This is a genomic window from Streptomyces sp. NPDC026522 (assembly GCF_055567555.1).
In genome coordinates this window covers 80,172-99,900 of record NZ_JBVHQF010000006.1, presented here as the reverse complement: position 1 = coordinate 99,900, position 19,729 = coordinate 80,172, and the positions used below count along the sequence as shown (strand labels likewise).

Annotated in this window: 20 protein-coding genes and 1 pseudogene; 12 read left to right on the top strand and 9 right to left on the bottom strand. The window is 73.3% G+C overall.

The genetic code is table 11. The features are described 5' to 3' along the window. Position 1: 1 nt before the first annotated feature. From ACZ4M3_RS16960 to ACZ4M3_RS16950, 3 genes are all read right to left on the bottom strand, one after another. A complete protein-coding gene (locus ACZ4M3_RS16960) occupies positions 2–1,351 on the bottom strand; it encodes an ABC transporter substrate-binding protein (RefSeq protein ID WP_467733287.1) in 1,350 nt (449 codons plus the stop codon). 108 nt (positions 1,352–1,459) lie between these two features. Beyond that, positions 1,460–2,221: a DeoR/GlpR family DNA-binding transcription regulator gene (locus tag ACZ4M3_RS16955; protein WP_467733285.1), complete on the bottom strand. Its 762-nt coding sequence runs from the start codon at positions 2,219–2,221 to the stop codon at positions 1,460–1,462. A 729-nt stretch (positions 2,222–2,950) separates the two neighbouring features. Continuing rightward, positions 2,951–3,253: a hypothetical protein gene (locus ACZ4M3_RS16950; RefSeq protein ID WP_467733284.1), complete on the bottom strand. Its 303-nt coding sequence runs from the start codon at positions 3,251–3,253 to the stop codon at positions 2,951–2,953. A gap of 134 nt (positions 3,254–3,387) precedes the next feature. On the opposite strand from ACZ4M3_RS16950, the gene ACZ4M3_RS16945 reads away from it, so the two are divergent. Both ACZ4M3_RS16945 and ACZ4M3_RS16940 read left to right on the top strand, forming a co-directional pair. Beyond that, positions 3,388–4,689, top strand: coding sequence for a sensor histidine kinase (locus ACZ4M3_RS16945; RefSeq protein ID WP_467733282.1), 1,302 nt, complete (start codon positions 3,388–3,390; stop codon positions 4,687–4,689). Continuing rightward, positions 4,677–5,339 carry a response regulator transcription factor gene (locus tag ACZ4M3_RS16940; RefSeq protein WP_467733280.1) on the top strand — a complete coding sequence of 221 codons (663 nt, stop codon included), beginning with the start codon at positions 4,677–4,679 and terminating at the stop codon, positions 5,337–5,339. Before ACZ4M3_RS16945 ends, ACZ4M3_RS16940 begins: the two co-directional genes overlap by 13 nt. A gap of 207 nt (positions 5,340–5,546) precedes the next feature. Here ACZ4M3_RS16940 and ACZ4M3_RS16935 read toward each other — a convergent pair whose 3' ends face one another. Beyond that, on the bottom strand, positions 5,547–6,776 hold the full coding sequence (locus ACZ4M3_RS16935) for a glycosyltransferase 87 family protein (protein ID WP_467733278.1): 1,230 nt from the start codon (positions 6,774–6,776) through the stop codon (positions 5,547–5,549). 133 nt (positions 6,777–6,909) lie between these two features. Then, positions 6,910–8,142, bottom strand: a complete 1,233-nt coding sequence (locus tag ACZ4M3_RS16930; protein ID WP_467733276.1) for an FAD binding domain-containing protein — start codon at positions 8,140–8,142, stop codon at positions 6,910–6,912. A 210-nt stretch (positions 8,143–8,352) separates the two neighbouring features. Between ACZ4M3_RS16930 and ACZ4M3_RS16925 the strand changes: the two genes are divergently transcribed. From ACZ4M3_RS16925 to ACZ4M3_RS16905, 5 genes are all read left to right on the top strand, one after another. After that, on the top strand, positions 8,353–9,444 hold the full coding sequence (locus tag ACZ4M3_RS16925; RefSeq protein WP_467733274.1) for a PP2C family protein-serine/threonine phosphatase: 1,092 nt from the start codon (positions 8,353–8,355) through the stop codon (positions 9,442–9,444). A gap of 222 nt (positions 9,445–9,666) precedes the next feature. Then, complete coding sequence (locus ACZ4M3_RS16920) at positions 9,667–10,110, top strand: luciferase domain-containing protein (protein WP_467733272.1); 444 nt, start codon at positions 9,667–9,669, stop codon at positions 10,108–10,110. A gap of 159 nt (positions 10,111–10,269) precedes the next feature. Beyond that, positions 10,270–10,602, top strand: a complete 333-nt coding sequence (locus tag ACZ4M3_RS16915; protein WP_467733270.1) for a hypothetical protein — start codon at positions 10,270–10,272, stop codon at positions 10,600–10,602. 211 nt (positions 10,603–10,813) lie between these two features. Then, positions 10,814–11,143 carry a hypothetical protein gene (locus ACZ4M3_RS16910; RefSeq protein ID WP_467733268.1) on the top strand — a complete coding sequence of 110 codons (330 nt, stop codon included), beginning with the start codon at positions 10,814–10,816 and terminating at the stop codon, positions 11,141–11,143. 31 nt (positions 11,144–11,174) lie between these two features. Beyond that, on the top strand, positions 11,175–11,402 hold the full coding sequence (locus ACZ4M3_RS16905) for a hypothetical protein (protein WP_467733266.1): 228 nt from the start codon (positions 11,175–11,177) through the stop codon (positions 11,400–11,402). Between the two features lie 32 nt (positions 11,403–11,434). Here the strand turns inward: ACZ4M3_RS16905 and ACZ4M3_RS16900 are convergent, their stop codons facing one another. From ACZ4M3_RS16900 to ACZ4M3_RS16890, 3 genes are all read right to left on the bottom strand, one after another. Continuing rightward, the gene (locus ACZ4M3_RS16900; RefSeq protein WP_467733264.1) at positions 11,435–11,968 is read right to left on the bottom strand and encodes a hypothetical protein; all 534 of its coding nucleotides are present in this window, start codon (positions 11,966–11,968) and stop codon (positions 11,435–11,437) included. Next, positions 11,965–12,768 carry a ferritin-like domain-containing protein gene (locus tag ACZ4M3_RS16895; protein WP_467733262.1) on the bottom strand — a complete coding sequence of 268 codons (804 nt, stop codon included), beginning with the start codon at positions 12,766–12,768 and terminating at the stop codon, positions 11,965–11,967. Before ACZ4M3_RS16895 ends, ACZ4M3_RS16900 begins: the two co-directional genes overlap by 4 nt. Positions 12,769–13,846: 1,078 nt before the next feature. Further along, positions 13,847–14,767 (bottom strand): helix-turn-helix domain-containing protein, encoded by a 921-nt coding sequence (locus ACZ4M3_RS16890; RefSeq protein ID WP_467733260.1) that lies wholly within the window; start codon positions 14,765–14,767, stop codon positions 13,847–13,849. A gap of 387 nt (positions 14,768–15,154) precedes the next feature. On the opposite strand from ACZ4M3_RS16890, the gene ACZ4M3_RS16885 reads away from it, so the two are divergent. The 3 genes and pseudogenes from ACZ4M3_RS16885 to ACZ4M3_RS16875 all read left to right on the top strand — a co-directional run. Next, on the top strand, positions 15,155–16,498 hold the full coding sequence (locus tag ACZ4M3_RS16885) for an MFS transporter (protein ID WP_467733258.1): 1,344 nt from the start codon (positions 15,155–15,157) through the stop codon (positions 16,496–16,498). 393 nt (positions 16,499–16,891) lie between these two features. Further along, positions 16,892–17,152: a hypothetical protein gene (locus ACZ4M3_RS16880; RefSeq protein ID WP_467734026.1), complete on the top strand. Its 261-nt coding sequence runs from the start codon at positions 16,892–16,894 to the stop codon at positions 17,150–17,152. Continuing rightward, a pseudogene (locus tag ACZ4M3_RS16875) lies at positions 17,074–17,349 on the top strand (MerR family DNA-binding transcriptional regulator); the annotation flags it as partial. The gene ACZ4M3_RS16880 and the pseudogene ACZ4M3_RS16875, both read left to right, overlap by 79 nt. A gap of 50 nt (positions 17,350–17,399) precedes the next feature. Here the strand turns inward: ACZ4M3_RS16875 and ACZ4M3_RS16870 are convergent. Further along, a complete protein-coding gene (locus tag ACZ4M3_RS16870) occupies positions 17,400–17,900 on the bottom strand; it encodes a DUF3887 domain-containing protein (protein ID WP_467734003.1) in 501 nt (166 codons plus the stop codon). A gap of 225 nt (positions 17,901–18,125) precedes the next feature. Here ACZ4M3_RS16870 and ACZ4M3_RS16865 point away from each other — a divergent pair, with 225 nt between their 5' ends. Beyond that, complete coding sequence (locus ACZ4M3_RS16865; protein ID WP_467733256.1) at positions 18,126–18,686, top strand: hypothetical protein; 561 nt, start codon at positions 18,126–18,128, stop codon at positions 18,684–18,686. A 239-nt stretch (positions 18,687–18,925) separates the two neighbouring features. Continuing rightward, the gene (locus tag ACZ4M3_RS16860; protein ID WP_467733254.1) at positions 18,926–19,531 is read left to right on the top strand and encodes an Hsp20/alpha crystallin family protein; all 606 of its coding nucleotides are present in this window, start codon (positions 18,926–18,928) and stop codon (positions 19,529–19,531) included. Positions 19,532–19,729 lie beyond the last annotated feature (198 nt).

Here is a 19,729-nt window from a genome sequence, read left to right as displayed (position 1 = left end):
GTCAGCGCCCCCGGTACTTGGCGGCCACTGCCTCGGCCCGGGTCTGGCCGCTGCTCAGCGCCTCCGGCACACTGGTCTTGCCCGCGATGGCAGCGCTGATCTGCTGGGACACCTGGGTGCCGAGGTCGGTGAACTCGGGGACACCGACGAACTGGATGCCCGGCGCGGGCCGGGGCTGGACGCCGGGGTTCTGCGGGTCCGTCGAGGAGATGGCTTCCTTGGTGGCCGACGCGAAGGCGGCCGCGGCCCCGACGTACTTGGGGTTGGCGTAGGTCGAGGCGCGCTTGCCCGCGGGGAGCTTGGACCAGCCGAGCTGTTCGCCGACGAGGTTCTCGTACTTCGCGCTGGAGGCCCAGGAGATGAACTTCCAGGCGTCGTCCTGGTGCTTGCTCGCCTTCTGCATGCCCCAGGCCCACGTGTAGAGCCAGCCGGAGCTGCTGGTCCTCTCCACGGGCGCGGGGGCGTAGCCGATCTTGCCGGCCACCGGCGAGCCGGATGCCTCCAGAGCGCCTGCGGCCGAGGTCGCGTCGTACCACATGGCCACCTTGCCCTGGGTCATGCCGTTGAGGCATTCGGTGAAGCCCGCCTGGGGCGCCCCGGCCTCTCCGTGCGCGCGCACCAGGTCCACGTAGAAGCCGACCGCGCGGGCGAATTCGGGGCTGTCGAGCTTGGCGTTCCAGTCCTTGTCGAACCAGGTGCCGCCCATGGTGTTCACGACGGTGGTGACGGGGGCCATCACCTCGCCCCAGCCGGGCTGGCCGCGCAGGCAGATGCCCTTCATGCCGGGCTGGGCCCCGTCGGCGGCGGCCGCCAGGTCGGCGACCTGCTGCCAGGTGGGGTGTTCGGGCATCGTCAGGTTCTTCGCCGCGAGGACGTCCTTGCGGTACATCAGGAAGGACGATTCCCCGTAGAAGGGCTCGGCGTAGATCTCGCCCGAGGCGGTGAGGGACTCCTGGAGGGCGGGCAGTATGTCCGCCTGGTCGAACTGCGCGTCGACCTTGGCACGTTGGGTGAGCGGGGCGAGCCAGCCGTTCTTCGCGAAGATCGGCGTCTCGTAGTTGCTGATGGTCGCGATGTCGTACTGGCCCGCCTGGCTGGAGAAGTCCTGGCTGATCTTGTCGCGTACGTCGTTCTCGGGCAGGACGGTGAAGTTGACCTGGATGCCGGTGTCCTTGGTGAAATGATCGGCCGTCAGCTTCTGGAGGTCGGCCATCTGCGGGTTGTTCACCATCAGGACGTTGATCGAGCGGGTGGCGGAGCCGCCGCCGGCTCCGCCAGCCCCGGAGCACGCGGCGAGGAGCGTGCCGCACAGCAGGGCAGCGGCCGTGCTGGTGGTGCTTCTTCTGTTCATCACTGGGGCCGTTCCTTTCGTATTGACATGGGCATGCCGCAGACACCCGTGACGGGCGGGCGTACGTGGACTCTTCGTGCGGGACGGCCGGGACAGCGGCCCAGTGGGTCAGACCCGGATGACCTGGGGGCCGAGGAGGGAGTACCGATGCGCCTCCGCCGTGGAGAGCCCCGTGTCGGTGATGATCGTCTCGAAGTCCGAGACGTCGGCGAACCGGCAGAAGCTGCTGGCGCCGAACTTGCCGTGGTGGCCCATGAAGACCCGTCGCCGCGAGACCTTCACGGCCTCGGTCTTCACGTCGGCGACCACCGGGTCGGGGGTGGTGAGGCCGAACTCCCGTGAGATGCCGTTCGATCCGATGTAGGCCAGGTCGATGACGAACCCCGAGAGCATGGCCGCGGTCCACGAACCCACGGTGGCCAGCGTCCTGGCGCGCACCCGGCCACCCAGCAGCAGCACCGTGGTGTTGGGTGACTCCGCGATCGCGGCCGCCGTCGACAGCGAGGCCGTGACCACGGTCAGCGGTCTGTCGGTGGGCAGCAGGGACGCGAGGATCTGCGGCGTGTAGCCCTCGTCGATGAACACCGTCTCGGCTCCGCCGAGCAGTCGCACCCCCTCCGCGGCTATCCGGCGCTTGTTCTCCACGTGCAGGGTGACGCGCTGGGCCAGGTTGGTCTCGAAGCCGGCGCTCTCGACCGGATAGGCGCCGCCGTGCGTACGCCGGACGAGTCCGCGGCGTTCCAGCTCGCTCAGATCACGCCGGATGGTTTCCGGTGCGACCCCGAAGTCCCTTGCCGCAACCGCGACTTCGACGCGCCCCTCCTTACGGGCCAAGGTGAGCAGTTTCTGGTGTCGCTCCTCCGAACGCATACGACGCCCCGCCCTCCTCCTGCCCGTTCGGGCATCCACCGCCCGAATGGGCCTGCCCGATTTTTATACCCCTGCCACAGCGGGTGGGACCGGTCCGTTCCACCGAAGAGCACGCCCGGCTCAGCCCGTTTCACAGGAGGTTCACATCCGCGATGAGCAGGGGATTCCGAAGGACACTCGCTCGGCGGCACACCCGTCAAGGGCTGAACGCGCGCCGATTCGGGCGTAATGGGCCCGCTCAGGCGAACCGGTTCCCCCGCGGACCCGTCATCCGGACCGCATCCACCCACCCGCTGGAACACCAGGAGAGGCCCATGGCACAGCGGCAGAACACCTTGCGGTGGTCGCTGATCGGCTGGTGGCCCACGGACGAGAAGACCGGCGACGCGGCCCGGGGACGCCGCCGGCCGGCATCTGGCGGCGCTCAAGGACGGGGCGGGCTGGACGACGTACCCCCAGGGCGGGGCTCTGCTCCCCAACGGCACCGGCGGCTACGCGGATACCGGCGCCCCGGTCCGCGACACGGTGGGCCACGACTACTCGGTCGCCGCGCGGGTCCGCCTCGATGCCGACGGCTTCCGTACCGCCGTCTCGATCGACGGCAACCGGTCCAGCGTCTTCTTCCTCCAGTACGTCCCCGACGACCGGCGCTTCTCCTTCAGCTCCGCCAACGAAGCACCAGGGCGCGGCCGTCGACTACTGACCCGGCCCCATCGCCGACGTGCACGGCTACGACGGCGCGCTGAGCCAGGCCGAGATCGTCGCACTCGCGGCACGCGAGCCCGTCGTGAACTCCCGGCTGTGGGACACGGGCACGATGGTGTGCATCATCGCGGTGCGCACGGTGCAGTTCCCCCAGTGGTCGACGTCCTCGATGGCGGTGGCGCGTCCGACGGCGGCGAGTACCGGGAGGTCGATCAGCTCCACCTTGTCCACCCTGGTGCCCCGGTCCATCGGGTTCTCGGAGTTCTTCGGGGCCACGGGGATGAGCAGTTCGGCGAGGTCCGTCGAGGGGTCCTCGGACGGCACCACCCGCAGCACCACCGTCGTCGCGCCGAGCGTGGCGGCCGCCTCGGTGAATTTGACCGTCCGGGCGACTTGCAGGGCAGGCGGCCCGGTGCTCCATCGCCGGTGATCGCTGCGCGAGCTCGTTTAGGCTGGAGCGCATGCCAGGTTCCGACTCGCCCCTCGTCTCTCCGGTGGCCGTGTGGGAGGTGATGCGGCGGCCACGGCGGTTCCTCGGTTCGTGGTGGCCGTGGCGGTGCTGGGCCTACCTGGGCAGCGGGTTCCCCCTCGGATACGCGGTGCTGGTGGCACTGGCGCTGCTGGTGGGGCTCGGGCTGCTGCTGGCGGTCGCCGGCGTCGGGCTCCTGCTGCTGCTCGCCGCCGTGGCCGGGGCCGTACCGCTCGGGGAACTGGAGCGGCGCAGGCTCCGGTGGGTCGAGCCGGCGCCGATCGCCGATCCGCACACCTCGCTGGGCGGCGCCGGCGCCGCCGCCTGGCTGCGCACCCGGCTGCGGGAGCGGGCCACGTGGCGGGAGTTCGGGTACGCCGTCCTGCTCGGGGCGGTGTTCGGGGCGGCCGGTTTCGGGGTGCTGACGCTCCTGGCGTTCTCGCTGATCCTGGTGGCGGCCCCGGTCATCGTGTGGGCGCTGGCCCCCGAGCCGGTGATGCTGGTACCGGGCCGGGCGGTCGCCGGCCCGCTGGAGGCGCTGGGCGGGACGGCTGCCGGGCTGGCGGGGCTGGTGCTGGCGGCGTACGCGGGCGCGCTGATCGCCGGGGCGCAGGTGAAGACGGCCCGGCTGCTGCTGGGGCCGCGCGCGGAGGACGGCCGGGTACTGGAGCTGACCCGGTCGCGGGTCCGGCTGGTGGAGGCCTTCGAGGCCGAACGACGGCGCATCGAACGCGACCTGCACGACGGGGCCCAACAGCAACTGGTCGCCCTCAGCATGACCCTGGGCCTCGCGGAGCTGCGGCTGCGCCGGATCCCGGAGGCGGCCGAGGCCGCGGCGCTGGTCGGTCGCGGCCGCGCCGAGGCGAAGCTGGCCCTGGAGCAACTGCGGGACCTCGTGCGCGGCATGCACCCGCAGGTGCTGAGCGACCACGGGCTGGCCGCGGCCGTCGCGGAGGTGGCGCTGCGCCATCCCGTGCCGGTCACCGTGGAACTCGCCCACCTGCCCCGGCTGCCCGAACCGGTCGAGACCACCGCCTACTTCACCGTCACCGAGGCGCTGGCGAACGCCGCCAAGCACAGTGGCGCCTCGCACGTCGGCGTCGCCGGTAAGGTCGAGGGAGACCGGCTCACTCTCACCGTCACGGACGACGGCCGCGGCGGGGCCGATCCCGGCGCCGGAGCGGGCCTGGCGGGTCTCGCGGACAGGGTGGCGATGTTGCAGGGCAGGCTGACGGTGTCCAGTCCGGTGGGCGGCCCGACGGAACTGCGCGTGGAGGTCCCGTGCTCCGGGTGATCCTCGCCGAGGACTCGGTGCTGCTGCGCGCCGGACTGACGGAACTGCTGACCCTCGGCGGCCACCAGGTCCTCGCCGCCGTCGCCGACGCCCCCGCCCTGTTGCGGGCGGTGGAGGCCGAGCGGCCCGACGTGGTCGTCACGGACGTACGGATGCCGCCCGGCCTGCACGACGAGGGACTGCGGGCCGCTCTCGAACTGCGCTCCCGCGACGCCTCGCTGCCGGTCCTCGTGCTCTCCCAGTACGTGGCCACGGCGTACGCGACCCAGCTGTTCACCGGCGGTTCGGCGGCCGGACTGGGCTACCTGCTCAAGGACCGGGTCGGCGAGGTGACCGAGTTCCTCGACGCCCTGGAACGGGTCCACGGGGGGCACACCGTCATCGACCCGGAGGTGGTGCGCGTGCTGCTCGCTCCCCAACGGGCCCGGGACCGGCCGCTGGCCCGGCTCACCCCGCGCGAGCGCGAAGTGCTCGCGCTGATGGCGGAAGGACTCAACAACCAGGCCCTGGCCGCCCGGCTGTTCGTCACCGAGGCCGCCGTCGTCAAGCATGCCGGCAGCATCTTCACGAAGCTGGACCTGGACCCGACGGAGGGCAACCGCCGCGTCCTGGCCGTCCTGGCCCACCTGCGGGGCACGGAGCGGGACTGAGGCTCACCGGCTCCTCCTCCGGGGACGCGCCAGGGCCATCGTCACCCCCTCCGCACCCGCGAAGGCCACGTTTCTCGCCGCCGGCGCAGGCCGCTCCGGCCGCCGACCCCGCGTCCCGGCCGGTGCTCGCCCCGGCCGACGCCTTCCCGGCCCGTTCACGCCGGTCGGCACGAGGCGGGCCGGTACGCGAACGACCGCTGACCGGGATCACCGGGCCCGCGCCGCACCCCGGGCCGGTATGCCGGAGCGGGCCACGATCCGGGAGGGGGCCGGGCGCGGGGCCGCCGAGCGGGACCAGGCCACGAGCAGCAGCGGCAGGGCCAGGTAGCCGAAGCGGCCGGCGGGGGCCAGCAGGAAGGCGAGGGTGAGCCCGAGCGCGAGACGATCGGCGGCGGCGACGACCGTGCGCGGCGGCCGCACCCACAGCGACACCGCCACCGCCGAACCGCCCAGGGCCAGCAGAGCCACCGTCAGGTACCAGCCCCAGGGCCCGAGTCCGGCCAGCAGGTGCCCCGGCAGTGGACTGCTCGCCGGGGTCGCCACCTCCGCCCGGCCCGTCGGGAAGGCGAACACCTGCCGCCACAGCTCGGCGGGCTGGAGCAGCACCCCCGGCAGCACCAGCAGGGCCGTCACCGGCGCCGCCACCGCCGCGCAGCGGGCCGCCGCCCGGGCACCCCGGCAGGCCCCGAGGACGGCGACGGCCACCGCCACCGCCGGCAGCGCGGTCCACTTCATGGCGCACGCCGCCGCGAGCGCCGCCCCGGCCACCGCCGGGCGGCCGGAGGAGGCCGCGGCGAGCGCGAGACAGCACAGCCCGGCCAGCGGCAGGTCCACTCCGCTCACCGCCAGCGGCAGGGCCACCACCGGAGAGGCCACCAGCACCGGCAGCAGCCGCGGGGCGGGACCCCCGAGCATCCGCCGCCCCGCCCACAGGGCGGCGAACAGGACCGCCGCGCACCAGATCCGGGCGTCGCCGAGGAAGCGGACCGCCCAGCCGTCGCCGCCGCCCAGCAGGGCGCGGGGGAGGCCGAGCAGGGCCATGCCGGGCAGGTAGGGGGTGTACTCCTCGACCCCCGCGGGCCGGTCCACGTACACGCGTCCGGACTGGAGCAGGAGCCGCCCGGACCGTTCGATCACCGCGACCTCGGACTGGCCCTGGCCGGTGAGGACCAGGTACAGCAGCGGAACGGCGACGGCCCCGAGCAGGGCCGCACCGAGGGCCACCCGGCGCCGGCCCAGGGCGGACGCCCCGGCGGCGGCCAGGTAGCCGGCGCCCGCGCACCACCCCCACAGCCGGTGCGGGCCGAGCGCGGAGACCAGCGGGAACGACAGCGCCCAGGCGGCCGCGAGCAGCCAGCCGATGGTCCACCGGACGGCGGACGAAGCGGGGAGGAAACGGGAGGCCTGACACGGGAGCGGGCGGACGGAAGGGGTCATGGACCCATTCCAGCCGCGTGGCCCCCGTCGGGTCTGCACGCCCAGGTAGAGCCTTCGTGGTGGGGTTTTCCCTACCCGGTGCCGGGACCGGAAAGGCCCACCGGGCCCCGCCGCCCGGCGACGGGGCCCGTGATCACCCCACGGGCGGCTTCGGGGCGGTCATGGCCTGGCCGCCGATGTCCCCCGCGTCCGCTACCTGGTCCCGCCACCAGGCCTGCGCCCCACCGGCGTCCAGCGCGGCCCAGACGGGCGTCCGCTCCACCTGGGCCCGGCCGAGCCTGCGGGCCAGCGCGACGAGTTCCCGGCCCGCCGGCCCCCGCGCCGTACGGTAGGCCTCCAGCAACTCGTCCCATGAGGCCGACCGCCGCCAGGCGGTCTCGAAGGCGCTGGCGTCCTGGAGGGCCTTCGCCGCGCCGCTGGTGGTGTGCGGGCGCGCCACGACCGCCGCGTCACCCGCCAGCAGGAAACGGCCGGCCGTGGTGCGTGCGCTCGCCAGGTCGTAGATCGGCTGGACGAAGGTGTGCTCCGCGTCCGTCAGCGAAATGACGCGGGCCCAGTACGGCGGAAAACCGCGCGCCAGCAACTCGGCCAGCGCCGCGGCGAGTTCGGCCGTGACCTGCCCGGGCGGGAAGCTGGTGGGGTCGTCCAGCCGCAGCCGCCCGCTCTGCGGGGGCATCGCGTACAGCACCCAGTTCACCCGGGGACCGTCCGGCCCGGGGATGCGGTAGACGACGCAGCTGCCGCCCTCGAAGCAGACCGTGGTCACGGCGTCGCGGGGCCAGTCGGCCTCGCCGGTCTCCGCCAGCCGCCGGGCGTCGAAGTTGCCGCGCCAGCAGACGTACCCGGCGTACTCGGGGCGCGAGGTACGGCAGACCGTCTCCCGTACCACCGAGCGGTACCCGTCGGCGCCGACGGCCAGGTCGTACTGCTCGGTGGCGCCGCCCGCGAGCCGTACCTCGGCCCGGTCTCCGGTGGCGGCCACCCCGGTCACCGCCACGCCCCGGCGGTAGACCACCGAGGCGGGCGTCGCCTCCCGTAACCCGCTCCACAGCAGTCCCCAGTGGTACGAGTGGAAGGGGAACGGCTGCTCCCAGAACATCCGCCCGGCCGGCCCCGCGGCGGCGTCCCGGACCACCCACCGGCGCCGGGTCAGCCGGTGGGCGGCGATGCCCGGGGGCAGGGCGCCGGTCGCCGCCAGCTCGGCGGCCCGCTCGTCGTGGATGCACAGCCCGAGCCCCCGGTCGGCGAGCCGCCCCCGAGTGCGCTCCAGCACCACCACCTCGTCCGCCCCGGCGCGCGCCGCCGCCGAGGCGAACGCACATCCGGCAATGCTTCCGCCGACCACCGCGACCGTACCGCCCTGCATGGCTGCTCCCTCGACTGGCCGATCCCCGCGCCCGGCCCCGTGCCGCGACGGCCGGGGCCGGTCCTACGGGGACTCTCCGGCACGGACGGCGGATCCGGCAAGCGTGCCCACCGGCAGCTCCGCACAGTGCCCCGGCGCCATGCGCGGGAGGGCGGGCAGCGACTCCGTTCGCCAGGGCGCTACGCCCCCTTTGCGCATATTCTGGGAAGTGTGATCGAGTCCGGACGGCCGCGGCTCCACGGGCGCCCCGGCCCGGGAAGACTTGTGCGGCTCTCGCCGGTCATCCTGACCGTCGTCATCGCCAGCCTGGCATACGCCACTCCGCCGGAATTGGCCTTCAGCCGCCTCCTGCCCGCGGCGCCGGCACTCGCCGCCGCCATGTGGCCGGTGCTCCCCACCGTCCTGCTCGGCACGGTCTGCCTCTTCCTGATGATCGGCCTCAGTCTCGTCTTTCCCGGTCTGGGGACGTGGTGGACGGCGGCCGGGATCATCGCGGTCACCGTGGCCGCCGCCTACGGAAGCCATGTCCGGCTCCAGCGGGAGCGCACGCTCTTCCAGGTACGGCTCGTCGCCGACGCGGCGCAGCAGGTGGTGCTGAGCCCCATGCCGCGTCGCATCGGCGGCATCGAGATCGAGTCGCTGTATCTCGCGGCCGCGGCGGAGGCCCGGATCGGCGGGGACTTCTACGAGGTGGTCGACACGCCGTACGGGGTCAGGCTGCTCATCGGTGACGTGCGGGGCAAGGGCCTGCCGGCCGTGGGGGCGGCCGCGGCGATCGTCAACGCCTTCCGGGAGGCGGCCTACGGCGAGCCCGACCTGGTGGACGTCGCACGCCGGCTGGACGCCAGCAGCACCCGTTACAACGCCGCCTTCCCCCCTGAGGGGCCGATGGAGCGCTTCGCCACCGCCCTTCTCGTCGAGATCACGCACGAGGGCAGCCGTATCGGCATCCTCAACTGCGGACACCCTCCGCCATTGCTCCTGCACGGCGGAAACGTCCGCGTCCTCGAATCGGCCACCCCCTCGCCACTGCTCAGCCTCGCGGAGCTGATCGGCGAGCACTACAACGTCGAGACCTTCGACGTCGCCCCGAACGACCTGCTGCTCCTCTACACCGACGGGATCGCCGAGGCCCGCGCCCGCGACGGCGAGTTCTTCCCGCTGGCCGCTTGGATGCGTCGACAGCCCCCGACACCGCCCCGCGAACTGCTCACGGCACTCCACCGCGATCTCCTCCGCTACAGCCGAGGGCGCCTCGACGACGACATCGCCGCCCTCGCCGTCCGCCTGTACAAGCCCTGAGGCGCCGGATCCCGGTGAGGGTCCCGCGCCACAGGCATCGCCTGGCGGCGCCGTCATCGAACCGGTCCCGGTCTGCGTCCCCGGATCCCTGACCCGCCCGCACCGGGCTCCGCACGTCCTCCACCGGCTCTCGACCAAGGCGAGAGCCTCAACCGTGCATGCTGCCTCTTCGTTGACCGTTTACCACGGCCGGCACATCGGCCGCTGGAAAGGAACACCGCCATGCTCACCTTGACTCCCCGCATCGGGGCAGCTCCGAAGGTCTTCGGCCCGGCCCCGCACGGCCAGGGCTCCCAGATCGCCCCGATCATGCTCCAGGAAGAGCTGTGGGAACGGATGCGCGCGTTGCCCTACGTATACATGGCGCCCACGCTCGTCTCGGTCCCGCACGCTCGTGCCCTCTTCCTGCCCGAAGGCATCGGCTCGGGCCCCGCCGAAGCCTTCCAGCGGGGTAGGGAGTGGGCCCACATCCACCCCCACCACGACGGCTCGCTCCACCTCACGCTCCCCTCGGAGGCCGAGGAAGACGTCATCGCCGCGGGCTGGGGCGTGCACCACCCCGTCCAGGCGGTGACCCTCATCTACGGGCCCAGGACCGCGGCGGAGTTGGAGACGGTCTGGAAGATCGTCCAGTTCTCGTACCGGTACGCGGTCGGCGCGAGGTGAAACACCACCACGACCGGCTCCGCCGGGGATCGGCACGCACCGCAGCGTGGCCGGCGATGTCTTGATCTTCGGTACGGCGGCGTGGCGGGATGGCGGGGGACGGCCGGGGTGGGCAGGGCGAGGGCCGCGGGTCCGGGGCCGGTGAGCTGGGGAGGGGCCGTGTCGGTGCGTGGAGTGGACGTGGTGGTGGTCGGGGCCGGGGTGGTGGGCCGTTCGATCGCGTTCGCGCTGGCTTCGGCCGAGCCCGCTGTGCGGGTGGTGCTGGCCGGCGCGAACGGCGGTGCGGCGGCATCACCTGCGGCGGGCGTGATGCTCGGCGCTCTCGGTGAGGTCACCGCCCGGAGCGCCCGCACCCGGCACGGGCAGCTGCGCACCGAGCTCGCGATCGCGGCAGCCCGCCGGCGGCCGGCCGGGCGGCAGCGGGTGCGCGCCTGCGCGGGTGCCGGCGCCCCGCCGGCGGACGGGTACGGCACGGGCCGCTCGTCCTGCTGAACGCAGTCTCCGCTCCACTGGACGACGCCCCGTTCAGGCAATCGGCCGGGCCGCGGCCGAGTACGGGCTGGGCTGTCAGGAAACCGGTCCGTCGGACCTCCCGGGCTACCGTCCGCCGGACAACGACCGTGCCCTGCGCGCCCGGTACCTCCCCGAGGAGGGCTTCCTCGACGCCCGGGCCTGGTTCGCCACCCTGGAAACCCTCCCCAACGTGATCCGCACACCGGTCGGCACCCTCACCGCACTGCCCGCCCGCGGCCACCTCCTCGATACCCCCGTCGGCGTCTTCCCTGCCCCGCGCGCGGTGGTGGCGGCCGGCGCCCTGTGCTTCCTGCTCGATGCCGCCATGGGGCAGCTCGACCACCACCTGGCCACCGCCGCCGTCACGCACACCCACCACGGCAGCCGGCCCTCCCCCTGGACGGGCATCCCGTCATCGGTCCCACTCCCCAAGACGGCCTGTGGGTGGCCTCGGGCACGCACCGCGACGGCCTCCACACCTCCCCGCTCATCGCCGCCGCCCTGGCCGAAGCCCTCCTGACACCCACCGGCACCGCCGCCCCGTTGCCCCGTTGCCCGGGCCGCTCGCGGCCTTCGCCCCCAGCCGCCCGCTGACCGGGGCCTGGGCCCGGATGCTGACCGATGCCCACCAGGGCTTGATGGACCGCGCGTACGCGGCCGTGCCCGACGGGTATGTCCCGCCACCGGACGTCGCCCCGCTCGCCTACGAGGACAGCGGGCCGGTCCTCGCGGAACCGGCCGCAGGCTACCTGGACCGCTACGCCGCCCATTGCGGGTAGGCCGGCAGCCGGCTCCCGCCCGTCCGTGGCGCCTACGAACGCGAGCCGGACGGTGGTCCGTCGGCCTGCGGGAGCCGGAACGCCGGTCCCAGCACGGTCGAGGCGCCGGGCGCGCTGGGGATGCGGGACAGTTCCTCGGCGTGGCCCTCGAAGGCGCGCATGCGGGCGACGGCGTCGCGCAGCTCGTCCGGGTGGCCGTCGAAGACGCGTCGCAGGGCTTGCAGGACCTCGTCGTAGGCGGCGTCACAGGCTTCGGAAGCCTCACGCTGTCGGCTTCCGGGGGGAAGTTTCTCGGTGTCGGGGTCGTCGACGAGGGGCAGCACGCCGGCGGCGGCCAGGGTGAGCGGGGGACCCGTGAGCTGCCAGCTCCCGCGGTCCCGGACGAGCCGGCGTCCTTCGGCGATCTCCAGGAACCGGTAGTAGTGCGCGAGTTCCTCGGTCTCGGACCCGGTGGTGGACGGCGCCGGAGCGGCGACCGCGTTCGGCACGGGCAGGGACACGAGTCCGCTCAAGGAGAGCCCGGCGGTGGCCTGCAGGGTGCGGCGGCGGCTGATCTCCGGTCTCATCGTGCGCTCCTCAGTGGTGGCGGTTCGGTGGGTTCGGTGGGCAGCGCGCCGACAGCGGGGTTCTCCACGGTGCCCTCGCCCTGCCGGATGATCTCGACCAGGGCCCACAGGGCGCTGGGCAGGTCGGTCACCCGGTACAGCCGGCCCGGCGCGCCGGGCCAGACGACCTGACGGCCGGGATCGCCGGTGAACAGATCCTGCTTGCGGTCCAGTTCGCTCAGGGCGTTGGCGATGCGCTGGTAGAGCCAGCCGATGGTGTGGTCCTCGTAGCGGACCGTCTCGAAGAACCGCTGGGGCGCCCAGAGGACCTCGGGCGTCGCTCCGACGATGTCGCCCTCGGGGGAGAGGGTCAGCTCATGGCCTTCCAGGATGCTCAGGGCCCGCCGGCCCGGGACGTCCACCGGCACGTGGGGGCGCTCGATCGCCATGAAGACGTTCTTGACGTGCTCGACCGAACAGCGGCGTAGCGAGACCGTCAGGTCGGGCAGGACGCCACCGGGCAGGCGGGTGGGGTAGCGCGGCACGAATCCCGGGCCGCCGATGGCAGGTGTCGCACCCACCGAGTTCAGTACGTTGCCCACCAGGGCCATGTGCAGCATCTCTTCCATGACGACGCTGCGTACGGTGGCCGCCACTTCCTGGTTGCGCTGGCGGTCCAGCGAGAGCAACGAGTACAGATAGACCGGAATGATCGCGTGCTCCAGCGCCAGCGCTTCCTGGAGCGCCGCCACCAGACCCTCGCGGTCGGTGATCGGTGCGCTCGCGTCCGCGCTGGCCCTCTGGTGCTTTCGGGTCTCCACCGGCAAATTCAACAGCTCCCTTGCGGTGTGGGGACGTGGTTCATCGCCCGTATCCGGGATTCTCGTGCGTCCGCGCGCCGTTCGGGGACAACCCACCCGTGCGAGGCGGCTTGTCAGCCGTGCGGAGCAGCGGGGAGACCGGGGCCGGGTGACCAGGGTGCCGGGCCGGCAGTGCCTTGGCCGGAATCGCCGGGTCGGCGGGCGCCGGCCAACCGATGGGCTGCCGGACCTCTGCCCGCACCTTGAGTGTCGTGACGGCGGTTTTGGCGCTCCCTCGCCCCCTCGTGGGGTGGAGTCCCCCTCCCGCCTCGCCGGCCGGACGCCGCAGTAGCGAGGGTCGCCAGCCCGCGCGGGGGCGGTGCGCGGCGTCCGCCGTGCGTCAGTCGGAGGCGCCTCGGACCAGTGGCTCGAGGGCCGCTGGAATCGGAGTCATCGGCTTGCGCTGGATTGAACGCGTTCAGGCGTCCGGGGGGGGGGCGCAGGCCGGTCGGATTCAGTGGAGAGAGCCGCTGCGGGCTCCGGTGCGGTGACCCCGCATGTGGCGGTGCGGCCGGGCAGTGCGACGGGCGCGGGGCCGGCCGCGGGGGTGGGCGCACCCCTGGCAGTTCACCTTGGTGGTGTGCGTCATGCTCGCGGCGACGATCGTGGCGGTTCCATGCTTCTGCTGGTGGCGCGGAGCGCCGCCGGATCAGGGCCGCGCCGGGCAGGCGGACGGTGTCCGGGGACGGGCCCGCCGGTCGTGGGCCATTCAGGAGACCACCGGGACCGCGGGCGCGCCCGGACCCGGGCCCGGGCCGGTACGGGCTGGGCGGGCCCCGCCGCCCGCTCGGCGCGGCCGGCCTGCTGCACGCCGCGGCCGCAGCGGTACCGGTCCTGGCCTGCCCGACCGGCGCCGCGCGCCGCAGCGACGCCCCGCCGGAGGCGCACGCCGCCCTGGCGGCCTGCGCCGTACTCGTCGACGGACGACTGGGCACGGGTCGCGGTACGGAGGCCGCGGCGCGGGTGGCCGTCCGGCTGATCGGGGCGGGGCCCCGCCCGGGAGCCACCGCCGCCCGGACCGCGGGCCGGCGGGCGGGGCTCAGCCGATGGAGGCGTGGGCCGTGGAAAGCACACCGGTGGGGCATCGTTCCGCGGGAGCCGGCTCCGGTCGGGCGCCCGCGGAGTCCAGCCGGAGCATGGCCGCCTCGTCCGGGGTGCCGGGGGCCGCCTGGTAGACCACCATGCGCTGGCCGCCCGTCCGGGCCAGTCGCATGACCTCGTAGGTCAGGATCATCGGCCCGACCTTCGGATGCCGGAAGGCCTTCTGCCCGCCGCCGCGTTCGCAGACGTCGTACCGCTCCCAGAGCCGCGCGAAATCCGCTGATCTCAGAACCAGTTCACCCACCAGTGCGGTCAGCTCGGGGTCGTCCGGATCGGCTCCGGCCACCGCCCGCAGATGCGCCACCGAGAGTGCGACCGTCTCCTCCCACGGCTCGTAGAGCGTCCGGCCCACCGGGTGGAGAAAGAGGTAGCGGGTCAGGTTGCGCTGTTCCTGCGGCCACTCCCAGAGGCCGGGCAGCAGTCGCCGGCCGGGCGCATTCGCAGCCAGTACGCGGTTGTAGCGGCTCACTACGTAGGCGGGCAGCGGGCGCATCGACTCCAGCATCCGCAGCACCGAGTCGCGGACGGTGTGATCGGCGGAGGCGGGGAGTTCGCCGATGCGGCCCGAGGCCAACTCCACGAGCTCGTAGAGGCGTTCATAGGCGTCCCCGCGCAGTCGCAGGGCGCGGCCCAGGGCGTCCACTACGGCGGGGGAGGGGTTGGTCTCCCGGCCGCGCTCAAGGCGGATGTAGTAGTCGACGCTCACTCCGGCCAGCGCGGCCAGCTCTTCCCTGCGCAGACCGGGAGTGCGGCGCAGTCCTGTGCCGACCGGAAGGCCGACGTCCTCCGGGCGGATCTGCGCCCTGCGGGCCTTCAGATAGCGGCCCAGTTCTGTTCCCCGTGCGTCTGCTGCTGCCATTCGACCCATTGTGGCAGGCGGTCCGGGTACGTGGGGGGCCGTGTCAGGACCTGGAACGCCGCACCCCGGGAACAGCCCGGTCTGCCAGGCGGCCACACGACGGCGGAGAGTTGGTCCCGCAGCGGGCGGCCCGGCCGTCGGGGCCCAGGGAGTGCAAGGCACAGGACCGCGGCCCGGCGCGCCGGGGCCGCCCGCTCGTCCTCTCTTCCCACCCGTCACATCCCCCACCCCGCAGGAGAGTTCGTCATGCGTTCCGAATCCGTCATTGACACGTCCGCCCCCACCGCGCCCGTCCACGGGCACGGTCGGCAGTCGTCGGTGTCCACGCTCCGGCGACGACCGCCGTACCGGTCCCGACCAGCCGCACCCACCGCCGACGCTCCCACCGTGCCGCGGCGCAGCGGCGTCGCTCTGGTCGCTTCGCTGCTCGGCTTCACCGTGATCACCATCGACGTCTCCGCCGTGAACATCGCCCTGCCCGCGATAGGGAAGTCCCTCAGCGGCGGGATGACCGGACTGCAGTGGGTGGTGGACGCGTACACCCTCATGTTCGCGGCCCTGATGCTGTCCGCCGGTGCCCTCGCCGACCGGGCGGGCGCCCGCCGCGCCTACGCCTGGGGAGTGTCCCTGTTCACCCTCGCCTCCCTCGGCTGCGCACTGGCGCCCGGCATCGGCGTGCTGGTGGGCGCGCGGGTGGCGCAGGGCGCTGCCGCCGCGGTCGTGATGCCGGCCTCGCTGGCTCTGATCCGGCAGGCGTACGAGGACGCCCGGGCGCGGGCCCGCGCCATCGCGCTGTGGACCGTGGGTGGTTCGCTGGCGATGGCCGCGGGCCCGGTACTGGGCGGCCTGCTCACCGAGTCGGCCGGCTGGCGGGCGGTCTTCCTGCTCAACCTCCCGGTGGGTGCGCTGATCCTGGGCCTGCTGGTCCGGATGCCCCGCTCCGTGCGTCGGCCGGCCGCGGTGGACGTCGGCGGTCAGCTCACCGCCGTACTGGCCCTGGCCGGGCTGGCCTTCGCGGTGATCGAGGGTGGCCACCTGGGCTGGACCAGCGGTCCCGTACTGGGCGCGGCCGCGCTCGCCGTCGCCTCCGGGTGCGCCTTCCGCGCGGTGGAGGCCCGGCACCGGCAGCCCATGGTCCCGCTGAGCATGCTGATGGACCGTAGGGTGGGCGTCCCGCTCGCGGTCGGTTTCGCCGTCAACGCGGCCTTCTACGGCGGGATCTTCCTCCTCGGGCTGTACTACCAGCAGTTGCGCGGGATGTCGGGGATCGCGGCCGGGCTGATGTTCGTCCCCATGTCGGCGGTGGTGACGGCGACGAACCTGGTGTCGCCGCGGCTGGCGGAGCGGATCGGGCGGCGGCCGGTGATCGTCGCCGGCCAACTCATCTTCACCGGCGCGATGCTGGCCATGCTGCCGCTGGCCGCGCACACCCCGGTGTGGCTGGTGCTGGTCCTGCTGGTGCCACTGAGCATCGGCGGGGCTCTCGTGGTACCCGCGCTGACCGCGCTGTTGATGGACGCGGTCCCGGCAGAGCGCGCGGGGACGGCGTCGGGGCTGCTCAACTCGTTCCGCCAGACCGGCGGTGCGCTTGCGGTCGCCCTCTTCGGCGGCCTGCTCGCCGGCCCGGCCGGAGGCTTCTCCCTCCCGGGCATGCGCATCGGCCTCCTCGCCGTCGCCGCCCTCCTCATCGCCACCGCCGCCCTGTCCCGCCTCCTCCTGCCCCGCCGCTGAGCCCCCTCGCCCGGCCCGACCCGCCGCCTACAGAGGCCGCAGGCCCACGGACGCGATCCCGAGCATCGCCCCCTCGGGCGCCGGTCAACCCCGGAGGACGGCCCAGCCGGAGTGCCGGCCGTGCTCAGCAGCGGCGGTTCTGGTACGGCGCCGGTACGGACGGCGCCGGGCAGCGGTGCACAGCGGCCGTACTGGACCGCAAGTCCCGCCCGTCCTGCTGCGGGACGCCTCCACACGCGCCCCGGGAGTCAGCGGCGCCTCGCTTCGGCGACTGACCTCTACGCCCCCCCACGCCCCGCGCCGCGGCGAAGGCCCGCATGGTTGCGGGCCTTCGCCGCACGGCCGGCCCTGCGCACCCCCGAACGCGCTTTCCGCGCCCGACCCCTGGAGCGCATGAGCGGTGCATGGCCGTCACCACGCCGCCTGCGAATACCACCCTGCCGCCGTTCTTGCAACCGGTACCCGGGTACGGTCGCGGAGCGGGGTGCGCCGTTCTCGGAGCGGCTGGTCTCGCTGTCGAAGCCCGACCCGTTGCGTCCGGGCCTCGACCTGGCCGCCGGTCCGGGTGTCGAGAAGTGGGTGCGGGACTTGGCGGAGCGGGAGAGCGGCCGCTGCTCGTTCTTCACCTTCACCCTCACCCCGGCGCGGACCTGATCCGTCTGGACGTCTCGGTGGACCCGGCGCACGGCGGTCTTGGACGCCCTCGCCGGCCAGGCCTGCGTGGTCGGGGAATCCGGGTGCGCGGGGGCCTGCGCAGCGGGCAGGCCGCCGAGGCGGCCGGGGTGAACGTGCAGACGCCGCGCTACTACGAGCGGCGCGGCCTGCTGGCCGGGCCGGCGCGCAGCAACGGTGGCCACCGGCTCCGCAGGCCGTTGCGGGCGTGGGCGGCGGCTGCGCGCCGCTACGAGACGGGGACCGGCACTCCCGTCTTGAGGAACCACAGACCGGCGATGGTTCCGTCCTCGTGGAAGTTCACGCGGAACTCGCCGGCCCGGTGTTCCATGCTCAACGGCGTCTGGACGACGGTGAACCCGCCGGATGCGACGTCTTTGGGATCGCCGTGCGAGCGGTAGCGTCCGAACGCGTTCTGGTAGGCCTGCCAGGCCTGCGCGAGGGCGGTCGGCGGCAGCAGCTTGCGCACGGTCGGATCGAAGTGGGACGCGGCCGCGGTGAACCTGCCGTTCGCGATGTCATCGAGAGTCTGAACGGCGATCCGGTCGTACCGGGTCTGAGCGGGGAGGGCCGTGACTGCCGTGCCCGCGACCGTCGACGCGGCGGGGACGTGTGCCGCGGCGGGAGTGAGACCGCCGGCCGGCAACAGCGCGCAGGCGGCCAGCGTGAGCGTGACCACTGCACGGGGTAGATGCCGTTTGCTGCTGGGCGTTGAATTCTTGTCGGGCATCAGCACCACGACTTCTCCAACTCGGTAGTCCGAACACGTCCATCGTGCTCCACGCGCCCTGCCCTCGCATGCCGGCCGCTCGCCGGAAGGGGTTCAGGCCGACGGCCGCCAACCGGCGGTAAGCCGTTGCCGGCCAGGGCCGCCGCGGCGCCGTGGTTGCCGACCCGGAGGGGCCGCCCGACACCTGGATCAGTGGCGGGCACCTCGCGTCTACCCGGCGGGGAGGTGTCGGGGCGCCAGTCGGCCGAGGTCAACGCGGGCATCAAGCCGGGCGTCGCCTTCCGCCCGGTCATCGAAACCGTCGACCGGGCGGAAGGGACCGGCAGCCACTTCAAGACGGTCAGCCGGTCCAACCGGGTCTGTGCCGAGCCTACGGACGCGTCCAAGCCGGGCTCCGGGACGACGGACCTGTCCGTCGGGCCGACCTCCGGCGAGGCGGTAGCCGTCGCGGGCACCAACCGGAACTACTGGGTGTCCTACGCGAACCGCGGCGCCCAGGTGAAGAACGCCGTCATCGAGGTCTGGGCCACAGGCCCGCTCACGCTGCGCCGGCCACCGGAGTCCGGCACGTTCAGCGGCTTGGCCTGCGCGGCCTCCGGGCCGGCCGGCTTCCGGTGCACCGGCGGGACCATCAAGGCCGGCGAGACGAACCAGATCCCGTATCTGGCCACCGTGGCGCGGGCCGGCAACGGCACGATCCACGCCTCGATCACCGGCGCCGGCGACGCCAGCACGGCCGACAACAGCTCGTCCTTCGACGTCCAGGCCGTCCCGAAGCCCGGCTGAGCCCGACCGTCGAGGCGTACACGTGACGCGTAGCCGAAGATCATCTCGGTGACACGGTCGGCCGGTCTCGGCAGATCGCGCAGCGGCAGGGGGATCACCTGTCCGCTGAGGCAGCATGAGCCCCACCGCCTGTTCCGCCCTGGACCGAGCAGACGGTTTAGCCGCTGGTGGTGGGGTTACTCACCCCTGTATAGGGATGACTGACTCGTCACCCGGAACCACTACGGGAGGTGAATGTGATGGCACTGCCGATACGACGCCGTGGAAGCAGTCCGGGCGCAGCCCTGAGGGGGCCGGACCCGTTCGCGGACTTCGAGCGCATGTGGGACCAGATGGGCCGGTTCCTGGAACAGGCCGCCGCGCCCGCGACGGGCAGTCCGGCATGGCTGCCGATGGCCGAGGAGGAGGAGAGCGACGACTCCTACACCGTCAAGCTGGAGCTTCCCGGCTACCCGGCCGAGAACATCGACATCGAGGTCGAGGGCGATCAGCTCATCATCAGCGGTGAGCTGTCCGAGGAACACCACGGCAAGGTCCTCACCCGCCGGCAGGGCAGCTTCTCGTACCGCACCGGCCTGCCCGCCGGAGCCGACCCCGAGCACGGTGAAGCTGACCTCGACAACGGCGTCCTCACCCTGACCATCCCCAAGGCGGCGCAGCAACAACGGCGCCGCAAGATCGAGATCGGGCAGGGCCGGCACTCCGTCGAGGGAAAGGGCCCGAGCGAGCCGGCGGGGGAGCGGGAGATGACGCCCGCCGAAGAAGACAACGCCTTCGTGGCGGGCAGCGCTGAGGTCGCTGCCACCGAAGGGCAGAGCGATGGCGGGCTCCGCGACGCCCCTTGAGGTGCGGTCCTTGAGGTGCGGTCGCGGTTCGCCGTCGATGCCGGACGACCGTGGTCGGTCGGTTACGTGCTCAAGCCCTTCATCGTTCCCCGCCACTCCCGCCGCCCGCCGGAAAATACCTGGTCACACCGGTCATAGTCCGTCCGGCAGGCGTACAGTGAAAGCACCGGGAGTACTTCGCACACCGGCTTCCACGCG